Below are 15,416 nucleotides of genomic sequence, written 5' to 3'. Positions count from 1 at the left end.
GCCGCTCAGCCCCGGCGCGCCTCGAAGACGCGCCCCGACAGCACGGTGCCCCAGACGCGCGCGTCCTTCAGCTTGGCCGGGTCCATCGCGAGCGGATCGTCCTCGAGCACGCAGAAGTCGGCGCGCTTGCCGCATTCGATGCTGCCGATCTCGTGGTCGAGCTTCAGCGTCCAGGCCGCGCCGAGCGTGATCGCGCGCAGCGCCTGCGGCACGCTGAGGCGTTCGGCTTCGCCCAGCACACGGCCCTTGGGCGTGACGCGGTTGACCGCGCACCACGCGGTGAACAGCGGCCCGAGCGGCGTGACCGGCGCATCCGAATGGATCGCCAGCGGCACGCCGGCGGCGAGCGCGCTGCCGCAGGCATTGATGCGGTTCGCGCGGTCGGGGCCCATCGTCATCTCGTAATGCTGGTCGCCCCAGTACCAGATGTGGTTGGTGAAGAGGTTGGCGCACAGGCCGAGCGCGGCCATGCGGCGGAACAGCGGCGCATCGATCATCTGGGCGTGCTGCAGCGTGTGGCGATGGTCGGCGCGCGGTGCGCGCGCCAGCACGCGCTCGATGGCGTTGATCGCCGCCTCGCTGGCCTCGTCGCCGTTGGTGTGCGTGTGGATGGTGAGGCCGGCGCGGTGGTAGGTCTCGAAGTCGGTCTCGTACTGCGCCGGCGCGGTGACCCAGATGCCGTTGGGCGCGCCGTTGAAATGCCCGGGCCAGCGCAGCCGCGCCGAGAAGCCCTGGATCGAACCGTCGAGCATCATCTTGACCAGCCCGTAGCGCAGCCGGTCGGTGTTGCGCGGCATCAGGCCCCGCACGTGCTCGGCACCCAGCGCCGCGGCATGCGTGCCATGGAAGGCCTTGAACGCGGGCAGGATGCGGACACTGAAGTCGTCGTCCTGCGTGACCGTCTCGAGCACGCCGCAATCGACTTCGGTGAGCGCGTTGACCAGGTCGGTCGCCGTCGTCACGCCCTGCAGGCAGGCGAGGCGGCCGAAGGAGCGCACGCCGGCTTCGGTCATCGGCGCCAGCAGCCCGGCGTTGCCGATCTTGCGCAGCACCAGGAACATCGCGGCCGGCTCCTGCAACTCGCCGGTGGGTTCGCCGTCCGCCGCGCCGCCGGCAAACTTGACCACGCCTTCGACCTCGTTGTCGCGCGTGATCTCGGCCAGCCGCAGCATCGCGCTGTTGACGTTCATCAGGTGGCCGTTGGCATGGCTGATCACGATCGGGCGCGTGACGCTGGCGCGATCGATGTGCGCGACCGTCATGCGCTCGCCGCCGAAGTAGATCGGATCGAAGCCCCAGGCGATCAGCGGCTCGGTGGCGGGCCGGCCTTCGGCATCCATCTGCGCGGCGACCTCGGTGAGCCGCGCGACCACCGCGTCCATCGAGCGCAGGCCGCTCCACACCTTGCCCTGCGGATCGCGCCGGTCGAACCAGCCGAGGTACGCCCAGTCCCACATGCTGCCTTCCTTCAGATGGCAGTGGCCTTCGACCAGGCCGGGCATCAGCACCTTGTCGGCGAAGCGCGTGTCGAGCTCGAAGGCGCCCCAGGCCTGCATGTCGGCCAGCGTGCCGACGGCCAGCACGCGCCCGTCACGCACCGCGACGTGCGTCGCGCTCTCCTGCATCGGGTTCATCGTGATGATCTTGCGGGCGGGGTAGACGGTGGTGGAACTCATGGCGATATCGAAAGAAGAAAGGAGAACGAAGAGAGCTTCAGGCCTCGGGCATCCGCAGGGGAGGGCGCGGCAGGCCGTCGACGAGGTCGACACGGCGGCAGCGCACCCAGTGGCCGGGCGCGGCTTCGCGCAGCGGCGGCAGCTCGGCCGCGCAGGCCGGCTCGGCGACCGGGCAGCGGCCGGCGAAGCGGCAGCCCGCGGGCGGATCGATGGGGCTCGGCGGATCGCCCGTGAGCTTGATGCGCTGCGCCGCCCGGCGGCGCCCGCCGCCGACCGTCGGCACCGCCGACATCAGCGCGACGCTGTAGGGATGCAGCGGCTGCGCGAAGAAGGCGCGGCGCGGCGCGCGCTCGACGATCTGGCCGAGGTACATCACCGCGATGTCGTCGCAGATGTGCTCCACCACCGCCATGTCGTGCGAGATGAAGAGGTAGGTCAGCCCGAGTTCGCGCTGCAGCCGCGCCAGCAGGTTGAGGATCTGCGCGCGGATCGCGATGTCGAGCGCCGAGACCGGCTCGTCGCACACCACCAGCTCCGGATTGGTGGCGAGCGCGCGCGCGATGTTGATGCGCTGGCGCTGACCGCCCGAGAACTGGTGCGGGAACAGGTGCTGCTGTTCCGGCCGCAGGCCGACCTGCTCGAACAGTTCGGCCACGCGGCGCGTGCGCTCGGCCGGCGTGCCGACCTTCATCAGGTCGAGCGGCGCGCGCACCGCGGCGCCCGCGCGTTCGCGCGGGTTCAGCGAGGAGAACGGATCCTGGAAGATGATCTGCATGCGCGTGCGCGCCTGGCGCAGCGCCTCGCCCTGCAGCGCGCCGAGGTCGGTGTCGCCGAGCTGCATGCGGCCGGCGGTGAACGGCGCGAGGCGCATCACCGCGAGCGCCGTGGTGGTCTTGCCCGAGCCCGATTCGCCGACCACCGCGAGCGTGCTGCCGCGCCGGATGTCGAAGGAGACGCCGTCCACCGCCTTCACCACCTCGGCCGGCTTGCCCCAGCCGGTCTTGCGCGGGAAGTGGACCTGCAGATCGCTGACGGACAGCAGCGTATCGGTCGTGACCGGCATCATGCGGCCTCCGCCATGGCTTCGGCATGCAGCCAGCAGGCCGCGCCGTGCGGCATCGCCGCATCGGTCGGCGCCACCAGGCCGTCCACTTGGAACATCGGCGGCACCTCGGTCGCGCAGCGCGGCATCGCATGCGGGCAGCGCTCGCGGAAGGCGCAGCCGGCGCCCAGCTCCCAGATCGACGGCACCACGCCCGCGATCTCGGCCAGCGCCTCGCGCTCGCCGTGGTTCGCGGCCACGCTGCTGCCGAGTTCGGGCAGGCAGTCGATCAGCCCGCGCGTGTAGGGATGGCCGGGCTCGGACAGCACCTGCTCGGTGCTGCCCTGCTCGATCACGCGGCCCGCGTACATCACGATCACGCGGTCGGCCATCTCGGCCACCGCGCCCATGTCGTGCGTGATCAGCATGATGGCCGTGCCCTTGTCGCGCTGCAGGTCGCGCAGCAGGTCGAAGATCTGCGCCTGCACCGTCACGTCGAGTGCGGTGGTCGGCTCGTCGGCGATCAGGATGTCGGGCCGGCAGGCCAGCGCCATCGCGATCATCACGCGCTGGCGCATGCCGCCCGAGAGCTGGTGCGGATACTCGTCGACGCGCCGCTCGGGTGCGGGAATGCCGACCTGCTGCAGCATCTCGATCGCGCGCTGGCGCGCGGCGCCGGCATCGAGGCCCGCGTGCAGGCGCAGCGATTCGCCGATCTGGTCGCCGACGGTGAACACCGGGTTGAGCGAGGTCATCGGCTCCTGGAAGATCATCGAGATCCGGTTGCCGCGCACCGCGCGCATGCGGGCCTCGTCGGCGGCGACCAGGTCCTCGTCGTGGAACATCACGCGGCCGGCGCTGATGCGGCCGGGTGGCGAAGGGATGAGGCGCAGCAGCGCCAGCGCGGTCATGCTCTTGCCGCAGCCCGATTCGCCGACCACGCACAGCGTCTCGCCGGCGCGGATCTCGAAGTCGACGCCGTTGAGCACCAGCGCCTGGCCGCGGCGCGTGCGGAATTCGACGTGCAGGTCCTGCACGCGCAGGATGGCATTGGCTTTGTCGGTGCTCATCAACGCTCCCTCAGTTTCGGGTTGAGGGCGTCGTTGAGCCCATCGCCGATCAGGCTCACTGCGAGCACGGTGACGAAGATCGCCGCGCCCGGAAAGGCCACCGCCCACCAGCACGACAGCACGTACTGGCGGCTCGATCCGATCATCAGGCCCCAGCTCATCTGGTTCGGGTCGCCGAGGCCGAGAAAGGACAGGCCGGCCTCGAACAGGATCGACACGCCGACCGCCAGCGTGGCCGACACCACCAGCGGCGGCAGCGCGTTGGGCAGGATCACCTTCCAGATGATGCGGGCGTCGCGCGCGCCGATGGCGCGCTCCGCGCGCACGAATTCCAGCCCGCGGTACTTCAGGAATTCGGCGCGCGTGAGCCGGGCCGTGCCGGTCCAGCTGACGATGCCGATCGCGATCGTGACGGTGAGCAGCGTCGGCGAGAACAGGGTCACCACCACCATCGCGAACAGCAGCGCCGGCAGCACCTGGAAGAACTCGGTGATCTTCATCAGGATGGCGTCGACCTTGCCGCCGTAGTAGCCCGCGAAGGCGCCGAGCGTGATGCCGATCGCGACCGACAGCAGCGCCGCCACGGCGCCCACCAGCAGCGTCGCGCGGCCGCCGTAGATCAGCGTGGTCAGCACGTCGCGGCCGAGGTAGTCGCTGCCGAGCCAGGCGTCCTCGGTGAAGGGCGGCGTGAGCGGCGCGGCCTTGATCTCGAAGGGGTCGGCCGGATAGACCCACGGGCCGGCGATGGCAACCACCAGCACGATGAGCAGCATCACCATGCCGGCAATCGCCGAAGGGTTGCGCACGAACATGCGCATCGCCTCGACGGTCGGATGCTCGACCTTGGGTACGGCGCGGGGCTTGGCGGCGGGCGAAATGATCGCGGGGGAGCTCATGAGGTTTTGATCCGTGGGTCGATCAGGCGGTAGCAGACATCGGTGAGCAGGTTCATCACGATCACCACCACCGAGGAAAACAGCAGCACGCCGAGGATGGTCGGGTAGTCGCGGCGCAGCACCGAGTCGAAGGCCAGGCGCCCGAGGCCGGGCCAGTTGAACACCGTCTCGACCAGGATCGCGCCCGCCAGCACGTTGCCGAACTGCAGCCCGAGCACGGTCACGACCGGCAGCAGCGCGTTGCGCAGCGCGTGCTTGTAGAGCACCACGCGATCGGCCAGGCCCTTGGCGCGCGCGGTGCGGATGAAGTCGGCGCCCAGCACGTCGAGCATCGACGAGCGCGCGAGGCGGCTGTACTGCGCGAGGTAGACCAGGCCCAGCGTCACCATCGGCAGCACCAGATGCTGCAGCACGTCCAGCATGTCCATCACGCCGCCGCCGCTCGCATCGGCCGCGCGCATGCCCGACACCGGCAGGATCGGGATCAGCGAGGCGAACAGGATGATCAGCATGATGCCCATCCAGAACACCGGCGCGGCGAAGCCGATCATGCTCAGCACCGTGATGCACTGCGACAGCAGTCCGTTGGGCTTGCGCGCCGACAGCACGCCGAGCGTGGTGCCGACCACGAAGGCCATCAGCACCGAGCTCAGCACCAGCAGCAGCGTGGCGGGCACGCGCTCGGCGATCATCGAGCTCACGGGCAGGTTGAAGAAGTACGAGTAGCCGAGGTCGCCGCGCACCACCTTGCCGAGGTAGACCGCGAGCTGCACGGGCAGCGGCTTGTCCAGCCCGTACTGCGCGCGCAGCTGCGTGCGCAGCTCGGGGCTCATGCCGCCGCTGGCGCCGGCGATGGTTTCCACCGGGTCGCCCGGCGCTGCGTGCACCAGCACGAAATTGAGGACCACCACCGCGAGCACCAGGGCCACGCCCTGAAGCACGCGGAAAAACAATTGACGCGCGAGATTCATGGGCGGCTACTTGAAGTAGACCTCGTCGAAGGGCGACATCGGCCCCCAGATGGTGGTGGGCACGTTCGCAACCTTCTTGACGGTGGCCGTGTGGTACGGGATCTGGTTGATGAACAGGATCGGCAGCTCGTCGGTCACGATCTTCTGGAAGGTTGCGTAGTAGGCCTTGCGCTGGGTCGGATCGACCAGGCCGCCTGCGGTGTTGAGCAGCTCGTCCACCTTCGGGTTGTTGTACGACTGCGTGTTGGTCCAGACGATCGGCTTGATGTTGGTCGACAGGTAGGTGCGCGCCACGCCGATCACCGGATCGCCCCAGTTGAACACCGCGTCCATCGACATGTCGAAGTCATGGGTCGCCATGCGCTTGGCCCAGGCCGGGAAGTCGGCCGAGGCGCGCACCTCGACCGTGATGCCGACCTTCTTGAGCTGGCCGCGCAGGTACTCGGCCACGGTCTTCTGCTGGTCGTCGCCGCCCGGCAGGTAGTCGACGGTGAGCTTGAAGCGCTCGCCGCCGGCGCCGGCCTTGTAGCCGGCGTCGTCGAGCATCTGGGCCGCCTTCTTGAGGTCGTAGGGATAGCGCACCAGGTCGGTGGTCGCGAACGGGCTGCTGGCCACGATCGGGCCGTCCGACACGGTGGCGAAGCCGCCCATCAGCGCCTTGACGATGAAGTTCTTGTCGACCGCGGTGGCGATCGCCTTGCGCACGCGCACGTCCGACAGCGGCTTCTTCGCGGTGTTGAAGGCCAGCCAGTTGAGCGCGCCGATGCCTTCGTAGCCCTTGGCCGTGAGCGCGATCTGCGGATTGGACTGCAGCCGGCGCAGGTCGGTCGCCGCAGTGACGAAAGGAATCATCTGGATCTCGTCGCGCTCCAGGCTCAGCACCAGCGTGGCGATGTCGGGCGCCATGTTGATGACGATCTTGTCGAGGTAGGGCTTGCCGGGCAGGAAGAACTTGTCGAAGCGCTCCATCACGACGCGCTGCGAGGGATTGAACTCGGTCACGCGGAACGGGCCGGAGCCGATCACGTCGGTGCTGTTGCGCGGATGGTTCTTCAGGTCCTGGCCGTCGCCGTAGATGTGCTTGGGCAGGATCGGGCACAGCGCCGGCGACATGGCCAGCACGATCGCCGGGTGCGGCGTGCTCATGCGGATGATGGCGGTGTAGGGATCGGGCGTGTCGACCTTCTCGACCGGACCCATCATGGTCTGGAACGGGTGGTTGGCCTTGATCGCCATGACGGTGAAGGCGACGTCGGCCGAGGTGACCGGCTTGCCGTCGTGGAACAGGGCGTCATGGCGCAGGTTGAGCGTGAGCGACTTGCCGTCCTCGGCCAGCTTCCACGATTCGGCGAGATAGGGCTGCGGGTTCCACTTGTCGTCGAAGCGCAGCGGGCTGGCGAAGATCTGCGTCGAGGGCACGGCGGTAGCGACGCCCGATTGCACGGCGCCGTTCAGGTGCCGGGCCGTCTGCGTGCTGCCGATGACCAGCGTGCCGCCGCGCTTGGCTTGCTGAGCCAGTGCGCCCAGGGGCAGCAGCGAGCCCGACGCCATCAGTGCGACCGACGAGAGCACAGCGGTGCGGCGGGTGGGATGGGAATGCGACATGACGGACACCTCGTGAAGTTCTTCGGCAAAGATGATCGACCATAACGGCCGCGAGGTCGAAGATATTCGTTCCATCGATGCCGGCGAAGAGCCACGTCCACGCGACCCGCAGGGCCAGAAATCGCGGGTTTGTCCTGTTGTGCACCACCGCAATGCGTTGGCCGCGCGGATGCGCGAGCCCGGTGCGCCGACGCCTATTTCTCGTCGCGCAGCCAGTACCACTTGTAGAGCATGCGCTGGCCGATGCGGCGGAAGGGCGCAAAGGCCGGCGACTCGACCAGGCCCAGCACGTTGGGGAAGGGCAGCGGCGACTTGTAGATCGGCAGTTCGAACACTTCGCGGCCGCCGTCCTTGCCGGCCACGCGCTCGGCCAGCCGCTTGCCGGCCCAGGTCGAGAACGACACGCCGTTGCCGCCGTAGCCGACCGCATACCAGATCTTCTTGCCCGCATCGGGCTGGGTGATGCGCGGCATCATGTCGTGGCTCACGTCGACCCAGCCCCACCACGAGTACTCGATCGGAATGCCGGCCAGCGGCGGGAACTTGCGCGCGATGGCATCGGTGAGCAGCTTCAGGTGCACCGGGTCTTCCGCATCGGCGCCGCTGACCGAGCTGCGGCTGCCCAGCTGCAGCCGGTTGCCCTTGAGGAGGCGGTAGTAGAAGCGCAGCGTGCGCGTGTCGGTGAGGAAGGTGAGCGACCTGAAGTTGGTCGCCTCCAGTTCCGCATCGGTCAGCGGCCGCGTGACCACCGAGTTCGAGAGGATCGGCATGATCCGGTTGCGCAGCAGCGGATTGAGTCCCTGGCCCGTGTAGCCGCCGGTGCACACCGCCACGCGCCTGGCGCGCACCGTGCCGCCGGGCGTGCGCAGGTGGTGCACGCCGTCGATGGTCTGCCAGCCCTGTACCGGGCTCGAGGTATGGACCTTCACGCCGAGCGCGCGCGCCTTGCGCATCAGGCCGAAGGTGAACTTCAGCGGATGGATGCCCACGCCTTCGGCCTCGAGCATCGCGCCGGCGGTTTCGCGCTCGTCGCAGTACTCGCGCCGCACTTCCTCGGCCGTGAGCATGCGCGTGTCGTAGCCGAACTGCTCGCGCATCACGCGCGCTTCGCTCTCCAGGCCCGCGAGCTTCTCGGGCCGGTGCGCAAGGAAGAGATGGCCGCCGTCGTAGGCGTCGCAATCGATCTGCGTCGTCAGGTGCCTGAAGTTCTCGAAGCCGCCGCGGATCTCGGCATCGAGCCGGCGCGCGACGTCGATGCCCCAGCGCGCGATCCACTGCGAGCGCTTGAGGCGCCCGCTCGCGTTCTGGCCCTGGCCGCCGCTGCGGCTGGAGCAGCCCCAGGAGGCCTGGTTGGCCTCCAGCACCGTCGCGGCGATGCCGTGCTCCTGCGCGAGGTAGAGCGCGGTCGACATGCCGGTCGCGCCCGAGCCGATGATGGCCACGTCGACATCGATGTCGCGCATCACCGGGCCGTCGTCTTCCGGCGGCGTGCCGGCGCTGGCCACCCACCAGGTGGGCGCGTAGGCGCGTCCGGCGCCGGGGTCGGGCGCCACCAGAGGGTCGTAGCGCGGGTCGTAGGGCTTGCGCGCGGGCGAGGCGGGTCCGCTGGCGAACTGCGCGGTGCCGGTCGTGGTCATGAACGCTCCCGGAATGGACTACTTGGCGGCGGGCAGGTTGGGGCGTGCCTTGCGGAACACGTTCTTGAGCTGGATCTTGCCGTCCTTGAAGGTGAAGACGTCGATGCCGTCGGTCTCGATGCGGCTGCCGTCCGCGGCGGTGCCGGTGAAGGTCCACTGCGAGGTGCCGAAGTCGCCGTGAACGAAGTGCTGGCCGTTGCGCCATTGCGCATCGGGCACGGCTTCCCACGCGGCGGCGAAGGCGCGGCGCACGGCGGCGGTGCCGGTGATCCGCGTGCCGCAGGCCTCGGCGCCGCCGGCGGTCTGGAACACGCAGTCCTCGCTCATGAAGCTCATCAGTGCGTCGATGTCGTGGCGGTTCCAGGCGTCGCTGAAAGCGGCCAGGGTGGCAGTGGTCACGGGGGCGGTGGTGGATGCGGTCACGCGGAAACTCCTCAGATGAATGGGGTCAAGGGTAGGGAGCCGGCGCGTGGAGCGATAGGGCCAGATGCGGGGATTCGACCGAGCCAGTGGACCCGACTGGTTCTAAACTTCCCGCACCATGCCGAATCCGCGATCGACCCAATGGGCCCAGCTCTTCGCGCTGCCCGACCAACCCGGCCTGCCGCTGCAGGGCCGGCTGCGCGCCGCGGTGGTCCAGGCCATCCTCGAAGACCGCCTGACCCCCGGCGCGCCGCTGCCTTCGTCGCGCGAACTCGCGGCGCTGCTCGGCCTGAGCCGCAATACCGTGACCTCGGCCTACCTGCAGCTGATGGACGAAGGCTTTCTCGAAGCGCGCCCGCGCAGCGGCGTGTTCGTGGCGGCCAATGCGCGGCCGCTGTCGGCCGCGCTGGCCGAGCCGCTGGTGGGCCGCAGCGGCCAGTCGGGCCTGCCGCCGGACTGGTCGGCGCGCGTGCGGCGCTCGCTGCTCGATCGGCCCACGCTGTCCAAGCCGGAGCGCTGGCGCGACTATCCCTATCCCTTCGTCTACGGCACCTACGATCCGCAGCTCTTCCCGACCGAGGACTTCCGCGAATGCTGCGCGCGCAGCCTCGCGCGCTCGCAACTGCCGCACTGGACGCCCGACTTCGAGACCGACGACGTGCCCGACCTCATCGAGCAGATCCGCACGCGCCTCCTGCCCAAGCGCGGCGTGTTCGCGCTCAAGGAGGAGATCCTCGTCACCCTCGGCGCGCAGCATGCCTGCTACCTGCTGGCCGATGCGCTGTTCGACGAGAGCACCCGCGTTGGCCTCGAGGAGCCCGGCCATCCGCATGCGCGCAACAGCTTCGCGCTGCGCAAGCCCAGGTGGGTCGAGATCGACGTCGACGAGGAGGGCCTGGTGGTCGATGCGCTGCCGGCCGCCGACTATCTGTTCGTCACGCCCTCGCACCAGAGCCCGACCACCGCCACGCTGAGCCTGGAGCGCCGCCAGTGGCTGCTGCGCAAGGCCGAGCTGCAGGACTTCGTGATCATCGAGGACGACTACGAGGCCGAGAACCTCTATGAAGGTACGCCCATGCCGGCGTTGAAGAGCCTGGACAAGACCGGCCGCGTGATCTACGTCGGCTCGGTGTCCAAGAGCCTGTCGCCGGCGTTGCGGCTGGGCTTCATCGTGGCGCCGCGCGCGCTGATCAAGGAACTGCGCGTGATCCGGCATGCGATGGTGCGGCACCCGAGCGCCTTCCTGCAGCATGCCTATGCGCTCTTCCTGTCGCTCGGCCATCACGAGTCGCATGCGCGGCGCGTCAACCATGCGATGCAGGAGCGGCTCGCATTGGCCGCGCAGGCGCTGCGCGAGCATCTGCCCGATTTCGAATTCACGATGCCGCAGGGCGGCGCCTCGCTGTGGGTGCAGGCGCCGACCTGGGTCGATGCGGCGGAGCTGTCGCTGATGGCGCGCAGCCACGGGGTGCTGATCGAGGCGGGGGACGTGTTCTTCGCCAAGCCGCCGTATCCGTGTCCCTTCTTCCGGCTGCGCCTGTCGTCCATCGCTTCGGCGCAGATTCCGGCGGGGATCCGGGCGCTGGGACTGGCGGTGGAGGAGCTGGCGCAGGCGCGCGGCGAGAAGCGGGCGCCTGCCAGCCGGCCGCATTGACCGGCCCGCAATGCACCGCCACCGTGCGGCGCCCAGCGCCAGCGCACCACAACAAGGGTAAATCCCAGCCCCCTGGCTCCATGCCAACGCGCAGGCTGGCCCTTCCGACCCGCGCTGCTTGGGTGCAAAGTCGCTTCCAGTTCACCTAAAGGAGAAACAGATGAACGTGCCTCGTCTCATGCTTCGATACGCCGCCCTGGCTGCCGCGATGTTCTGCGGTGCCGCATTCGCCCAGACCAAGGAGGTCACGATCGCCCACCAGGACATGCTGGACCCGTACCGCATCGTCATGGAATCGGGCGAACTCGAGAAGGCGACCGGCTACAAGATCAACTGGCGCATGTTCGGCGGCGGCGGCGACGTGATCCGCGCGATGGCCTCGGGCGACGTCCAGATCGGCGAGGTCGGCTCGGCCGGCATCACCGCGGCGGCGACCCAGGGCCAGGACATCAAGCTGTTCTGGATCCTGGACGACATCGCCGACGCCGAGGCGCTGGTCGCGCGCAACGGCTCGAACATCAACAGCGTCAAGGACCTCACGGGCAAGAAGGTCGCCACGCCCTTCGTCTCGACCTCGCACTACCAGCTGATGGTCGACATGAAGGCCGAGGGCGTCGATGCCAAGACCGTGAACGTGATGAACCTGCGTCCGCCGGAAGTCGCTGCCGCATGGGAGCGCGGCGACATCGATGCCGCCTTCATCTGGGATCCGGTGCTGACCAAGATCAAGGCCAACGGCAAGGTCATCGCGACCTCGGGCTCGATCGGCAAGAAGGGCTATCCGACCTTCGACGGCATGGTCGTCAGCTCGAAATGGGCCGCGGCCAACGAAGGCTTCATGGTCGCGCTGGTCAAGGCGCTGGCCAAGGCCGACGAGGAATACCGCAGCAACACCGCGAAGTGGACGGCCGATTCGCCGCAGGTCAAGGCGGTCGCCAAGTGGACCAAGGCGGATGCCGCCAACGTGCCCGCGGCGATGGCGCTCTACCGTTTCCCGACGCTGGCCGAACAGGCCTCGCCCGCCTGGCTGGGCGGCGGCGCCGCGAAGGCGATGACCAACACCGCGGCGTTCCTCAAGGAGCAGAACCGGATCCAGGAAGTCAAGCCGAGCTACGCGGACTTCGTGACCACGACCTACGTGCAAAAGGCGATGGGCAAATAAACGTACTCCCCCAGGCTGCGCGCACTTCGTGTCGCTTCGCCAACCCCCTCACCGGGGGCAACACCAGCGGCCCGGCAAAGCCGGTTCCGCGGTGTTTCGCGAAGGGGCGCGACGTTTCGCAGGGTATGGGTCACTGGTTTTCTGCATGGAGCGCTGAGATGCCAACACTGGACATCCGTGAATTGACGGTCAACTACGCGGTGAAGGGCGGCACGCTGCAAGCGCTCGCGCCCGTGAACCTGACGATGCGCGACGGCGATTTCGTCGTCGCGCTCGGCGCCTCGGGCTGCGGCAAGACGACGCTGCTCAATTGCATCGCCGGCTTCCTGCCGGCCTCGACCGGCGACATCCTGCTCGATGGCAAGCCAGTGGTCGGCCCGGGCGCGGACCGCGGGGTCGTGTTCCAGAAGCACGCGCTGATGCCCTGGCTCAACGTGCGCGACAACGTCGCGCTCGGCCTGCGCCTGACGGGCGTGGACAAGGCCCGGCGCGACCGCGTCGCGGCCGAGAAGCTGGCGCTGGTGGGCCTCGAGAAGTACGGCGACAACGCCGTCTACGAGCTCTCCGGCGGCATGCAGCAGCGCGTGGGCATTGCGCGCGCGCTCGCCTCCGATCCGGCGGTGCTGCTGATGGACGAGCCGATGGGCGCGCTCGACGCGTTCACCCGCGAGACCGTGCAGGAGATCCTGCTGCGTGCCTGGTCGGCGACCCACAAGATGGTGTTCTTCATCACCCACTCGGTCGAAGAGGCGCTGTTCCTCGCCACCCGCCTGATCGTGATGAGCCCCAGCCCCGGACGCATCTCGCACGTCTACGACAACGTGCCGTTCTCGCGCCAGTTCCTCTCGCACGGCGACGCGCGCCGCGTCAAATCGGAGCCGGAGTTCATCCGCATGCGCGAAGAAGTGCTTTCCATCATCCACCACCGCGAGCCTGCGGCTCGCGCCACTGCGGAGGCCGATCATGTCTGAGGTCGCACAACCCGCCGTCATCGCGGTCCCGCCGGCCGCAGGTGCTCCCGCGCAGCTCAAGACCAGCTCGTTCAAGGTGCCGGGCGCTGGCAACAGCGCCACGATCAGCGTCGTCACGGTGATCGCGCTGCTGGTGCTGTGGTTCCTGGTCACCAACCTGGGCCTGGTCAAGCCGCTCTTCCTGCCCTCGCCGCAGGCGGTGTTCCAGCAGTTCTACGACTACCTGACCGGCCAGGCCAACGACAAGCCGCTCGCGCAGCACTTCACGGCCAGCATGCTGCGCGTGTTCTCGGCCTTCATCCTGGCCTGCCTGACGGCGATCCCGCTTGGCATCGCGATGGGCATGAGCCGCGTGGTGCGCGGCATCTTCGATCCGCCGCTGGAGTTCTACCGCCCGCTGCCGCCATTGGCCTACCTGCCGCTGATCATCATCTGGTTCGGCATCGACGAAGTGCCCAAGGTGCTGCTGATCTTCCTGAGCTGCTTCGCGCCGCTGGCGCTGGCCGCGCGCGCGGGCATGCGCAGCGCCTCGCAGGAGCAGATCAACGCGGCCTACTCGATGGGCGCGAGCTACATGCAGGTGATCCGCCACGTGATCCTGCCCTCGGCGCTGCCCGACATCCTGATCGGCATGCGCATCGCCATCGGCTTCGGCTGGACCACGCTGGTCGCCGCCGAGATGGTGGCGGCCAATGTCGGCCTCGGGCAGATGGTGCTCAATGCATCGAACTTCCTGCGCACCGACATCGTCATCATGGGCATCATCGTGATCGGTGTCGTGGCCTACATGTTCGACCTGCTCATGCGCTGGGTCGAGCGGCGGCTGGTGCCGTGGAAGGGGCGCATGTAGCCACGCCGGCGGATCGCTGCCCGGTGCCGGCAGCGCCTTCGCGCAGGACAAGCAGGTCAACCTCGGCACCTTCGGCAGCATCGACGTCCAGAACTACATCCGCGCCAGCAACTCGATGGCCGAGACCTTCGGTCCCGGCACCAAGGTCAACTTCGTCACCGTGCGCGCCGGCTCCGAGGTGATCTCGGCCATGGCGGGCGGCAGCCTCGACATGTGCAACGTCGGCTCCAGCCCGATGGTGGTCGGCTACGCCAACGGCGTGAAGGCCTCGCTGGTCTACGTCTACAAGAACATCACCGACAGCGAGGCGCTGGTGGTGCAGAACAGTGCCAACATCAAGAAGCTGGCCGACCTCAAGGGCAAGCGCGTGGGCCTGCCCTTCAACACCTCGGTGCATTTCTCGGCGCTCGCCGCGTTCAAGAACGCGGGGCTCGGCGTCAACGACGTGCAGCTCATCAACATGAAGGCCGACACCATCGCCTCGGCATGGTCGCGGCGCGAGATCGATGCCAGCTACATCTGGGTGCCGATCATCCCGAAGCTGGTCGAGGACGGCGGCACCGTGCTGTTCAAGACCGGCGATCTCAATGCCACCGGGCTGGTGATGTTCGATGCCTTCCTGATGCGCGACGAGTTCAAGAAGCAGCATCCCGAGCTGGTGCTCGCCTTCCTGAAGGACTTCGAGAAGATCGCCACCACCTTCAAGAACGATCCGAAGGACATGAGCGGCCTGATCGACGGCAGCTTCGTCGCCAAGATCGCCGCTTGACGATGCAGGCGGGCTCCACGGCGGCGAAGGCGCGATTCGATGCGGTGTCCAAGCGCTTCGGCCAGGGGGCCGACGCGGTGCAGGCGCTCGAGCCGATCACGCTCGACATCGCGCAGAACGCCTTCGTCTGCCTGCTCGGGCCCTCGGGCTGCGGCAAGAGCACGCTGCTGAACATCCTGGCCGGCTTCGAGACCGCGACCACCGGCCAGGCGCTATCCGTACGAGCTTTCCGGCGGCATGCAGCAGCGCGTGGGCATCGCGCGGGCGCTGGCCAACGAGCCCGAGATCCTGCTGATGGACGAACCCGTCGCCGCGCTCGACGCCCAGACGCGCGAGCTGCTGCAGGAGGAGATCAAGCGCATCTGGCAGGAGACCCGCAAGACCGTGCTGTGGATCACCCACAGCATCGAGGAGGCGCTGTTCCTGGCCACCGACATCGTCGTCATGTCGGCGCGGCCGGGCCGCATCAAGGCGCGCTTCGGGCCCGAGTTCGCGCTCAGCAAGGACCCGGCCGTGGTCGCGAGCCCCGAGTTCATGCGCATGAAGGCCGAGATCTTCGGCCTCCTGCGCGAAGAGGCATTGGCCGCGCAGCAGCAGGAGGTCGAGCGATGAAGCGCGGCAACGCCGGATCGCAGCGCTCGCGCTGGCTCAACCTGGCGGCGGGCTGCTGCTGCTGTGGTTCCTGATCAC

Annotated in this window: 14 protein-coding genes and 1 pseudogene; 7 read left to right on the top strand and 8 right to left on the bottom strand. The window is 68.5% G+C overall.

Translation table 11 applies throughout. From position 1 onward, the window contains the following. Window positions 1–5: 5 nt before the first annotated feature. The 8 genes from E5P2_RS18805 to E5P2_RS18770 form a co-directional block, all read right to left on the bottom strand. Window positions 6–1,676 (bottom strand): amidohydrolase, encoded by a 1,671-nt coding sequence (locus E5P2_RS18805; RefSeq protein WP_162568613.1) that lies wholly within the window; start codon window positions 1,674–1,676, stop codon window positions 6–8. A 37-nt stretch (window positions 1,677–1,713) separates the two neighbouring features. Further along, window positions 1,714–2,742 (bottom strand): ABC transporter ATP-binding protein, encoded by a 1,029-nt coding sequence (locus E5P2_RS18800; protein ID WP_162568612.1) that lies wholly within the window; start codon window positions 2,740–2,742, stop codon window positions 1,714–1,716. Beyond that, on the bottom strand, window positions 2,739–3,788 hold the full coding sequence (locus E5P2_RS18795; protein WP_162568611.1) for an ABC transporter ATP-binding protein: 1,050 nt from the start codon (window positions 3,786–3,788) through the stop codon (window positions 2,739–2,741). Before E5P2_RS18795 ends, E5P2_RS18800 begins: the two co-directional genes overlap by 4 nt. Continuing rightward, a complete protein-coding gene (locus E5P2_RS18790) occupies window positions 3,788–4,684 on the bottom strand; it encodes an ABC transporter permease (protein WP_162568610.1) in 897 nt (298 codons plus the stop codon). The genes E5P2_RS18795 and E5P2_RS18790 overlap by 1 nt, the downstream gene beginning before the upstream one ends. After that, window positions 4,681–5,655: an ABC transporter permease gene (locus E5P2_RS18785; RefSeq protein ID WP_162568609.1), complete on the bottom strand. Its 975-nt coding sequence runs from the start codon at window positions 5,653–5,655 to the stop codon at window positions 4,681–4,683. The genes E5P2_RS18790 and E5P2_RS18785 overlap by 4 nt, the downstream gene beginning before the upstream one ends. 6 nt (window positions 5,656–5,661) lie before the next feature. Then, window positions 5,662–7,206, bottom strand: coding sequence for an ABC transporter substrate-binding protein (locus E5P2_RS18780; RefSeq protein ID WP_232080919.1), 1,545 nt, complete (start codon window positions 7,204–7,206; stop codon window positions 5,662–5,664). A gap of 248 nt (window positions 7,207–7,454) precedes the next feature. After that, on the bottom strand, window positions 7,455–8,897 hold the full coding sequence (locus tag E5P2_RS18775; protein WP_162568607.1) for an NAD(P)/FAD-dependent oxidoreductase: 1,443 nt from the start codon (window positions 8,895–8,897) through the stop codon (window positions 7,455–7,457). An 18-nt stretch (window positions 8,898–8,915) separates the two neighbouring features. After that, window positions 8,916–9,320 carry a nuclear transport factor 2 family protein gene (locus tag E5P2_RS18770; RefSeq protein WP_162568606.1) on the bottom strand — a complete coding sequence of 135 codons (405 nt, stop codon included), beginning with the start codon at window positions 9,318–9,320 and terminating at the stop codon, window positions 8,916–8,918. Window positions 9,321–9,438: 118 nt separating this feature from the next. Here E5P2_RS18770 and pdxR point away from each other — a divergent pair, with 118 nt between their 5' ends. From pdxR to E5P2_RS38295, 7 genes and pseudogenes are all read left to right on the top strand, one after another. After that, window positions 9,439–10,974: a MocR-like pyridoxine biosynthesis transcription factor PdxR gene (pdxR, locus tag E5P2_RS18765; RefSeq protein WP_162568605.1), complete on the top strand. Its 1,536-nt coding sequence runs from the start codon at window positions 9,439–9,441 to the stop codon at window positions 10,972–10,974. Between the two features lie 160 nt (window positions 10,975–11,134). Next, complete coding sequence (gene tauA / locus E5P2_RS18760; RefSeq protein WP_162568604.1) at window positions 11,135–12,136, top strand: taurine ABC transporter substrate-binding protein; 1,002 nt, start codon at window positions 11,135–11,137, stop codon at window positions 12,134–12,136. A gap of 158 nt (window positions 12,137–12,294) precedes the next feature. Continuing rightward, window positions 12,295–13,107 carry a taurine ABC transporter ATP-binding protein gene (locus E5P2_RS18755; RefSeq protein ID WP_162568603.1) on the top strand — a complete coding sequence of 271 codons (813 nt, stop codon included), beginning with the start codon at window positions 12,295–12,297 and terminating at the stop codon, window positions 13,105–13,107. Beyond that, window positions 13,100–13,957 (top strand): ABC transporter permease subunit, encoded by an 858-nt coding sequence (locus tag E5P2_RS18750; protein WP_162568602.1) that lies wholly within the window; start codon window positions 13,100–13,102, stop codon window positions 13,955–13,957. Before E5P2_RS18755 ends, E5P2_RS18750 begins: the two co-directional genes overlap by 8 nt. Beyond that, window positions 13,881–14,726, top strand: a complete 846-nt coding sequence (locus E5P2_RS18745; RefSeq protein ID WP_162568601.1) for a taurine ABC transporter substrate-binding protein — start codon at window positions 13,881–13,883, stop codon at window positions 14,724–14,726. Before E5P2_RS18750 ends, E5P2_RS18745 begins: the two co-directional genes overlap by 77 nt. Before the next feature lie 2 nt (window positions 14,727–14,728). Then, window positions 14,729–14,881: pseudogene (locus E5P2_RS38300) on the top strand (putative 2-aminoethylphosphonate ABC transporter ATP-binding protein); the annotation flags it as partial. An 82-nt stretch (window positions 14,882–14,963) separates the two neighbouring features. Then, window positions 14,964–15,338 (top strand): ATP-binding cassette domain-containing protein, encoded by a 375-nt coding sequence (locus E5P2_RS38295; RefSeq protein ID WP_162568600.1) that lies wholly within the window; start codon window positions 14,964–14,966, stop codon window positions 15,336–15,338. Window positions 15,339–15,416 lie beyond the last annotated feature (78 nt).

It is taken from the genome of Variovorax sp. SRS16 (genome assembly GCF_901827165.1).
Taxonomy (GTDB): Bacteria; Pseudomonadota; Gammaproteobacteria; order Burkholderiales; family Burkholderiaceae_C; genus Variovorax.
This window is presented reverse-complemented; position numbering and strand designations above follow the sequence as displayed.

Excerpts from the sequence above, each read along its gene's own strand:
- pdxR (WP_162568605.1), top strand. The coding sequence starts at position 9,439 with ATGCCGAATCCGCGATCGACCCAATGGGCCCAGCTCTTCGCGCTGCCC.
- E5P2_RS18795 (WP_162568611.1), bottom strand. The coding sequence starts at position 3,788 with ATGAGCACCGACAAAGCCAATGCCATCCTGCGCGTGCAGGACCTGCAC.
- E5P2_RS18755 (WP_162568603.1), top strand. The coding sequence starts at position 12,295 with ATGCCAACACTGGACATCCGTGAATTGACGGTCAACTACGCGGTGAAG.
- E5P2_RS18785 (WP_162568609.1), bottom strand. The coding sequence starts at position 5,655 with ATGAATCTCGCGCGTCAATTGTTTTTCCGCGTGCTTCAGGGCGTGGCC.
- E5P2_RS18780 (WP_232080919.1), bottom strand. The coding sequence starts at position 7,206 with ATGGCGTCGGGCTCGCTGCTGCCCCTGGGCGCACTGGCTCAGCAAGCC.
- E5P2_RS18750 (WP_162568602.1), top strand. The coding sequence starts at position 13,100 with ATGTCTGAGGTCGCACAACCCGCCGTCATCGCGGTCCCGCCGGCCGCA.
- E5P2_RS18800 (WP_162568612.1), bottom strand. The coding sequence starts at position 2,742 with ATGATGCCGGTCACGACCGATACGCTGCTGTCCGTCAGCGATCTGCAG.
- E5P2_RS18775 (WP_162568607.1), bottom strand. The coding sequence starts at position 8,897 with ATGACCACGACCGGCACCGCGCAGTTCGCCAGCGGACCCGCCTCGCCC.
- tauA (WP_162568604.1), top strand. The coding sequence starts at position 11,135 with ATGAACGTGCCTCGTCTCATGCTTCGATACGCCGCCCTGGCTGCCGCG.
- E5P2_RS18790 (WP_162568610.1), bottom strand. The coding sequence starts at position 4,684 with ATGAGCTCCCCCGCGATCATTTCGCCCGCCGCCAAGCCCCGCGCCGTA.
- E5P2_RS18805 (WP_162568613.1), bottom strand. The coding sequence starts at position 1,676 with ATGAGTTCCACCACCGTCTACCCCGCCCGCAAGATCATCACGATGAAC.
- E5P2_RS38295 (WP_162568600.1), top strand. The coding sequence starts at position 14,964 with ATGCAGCAGCGCGTGGGCATCGCGCGGGCGCTGGCCAACGAGCCCGAG.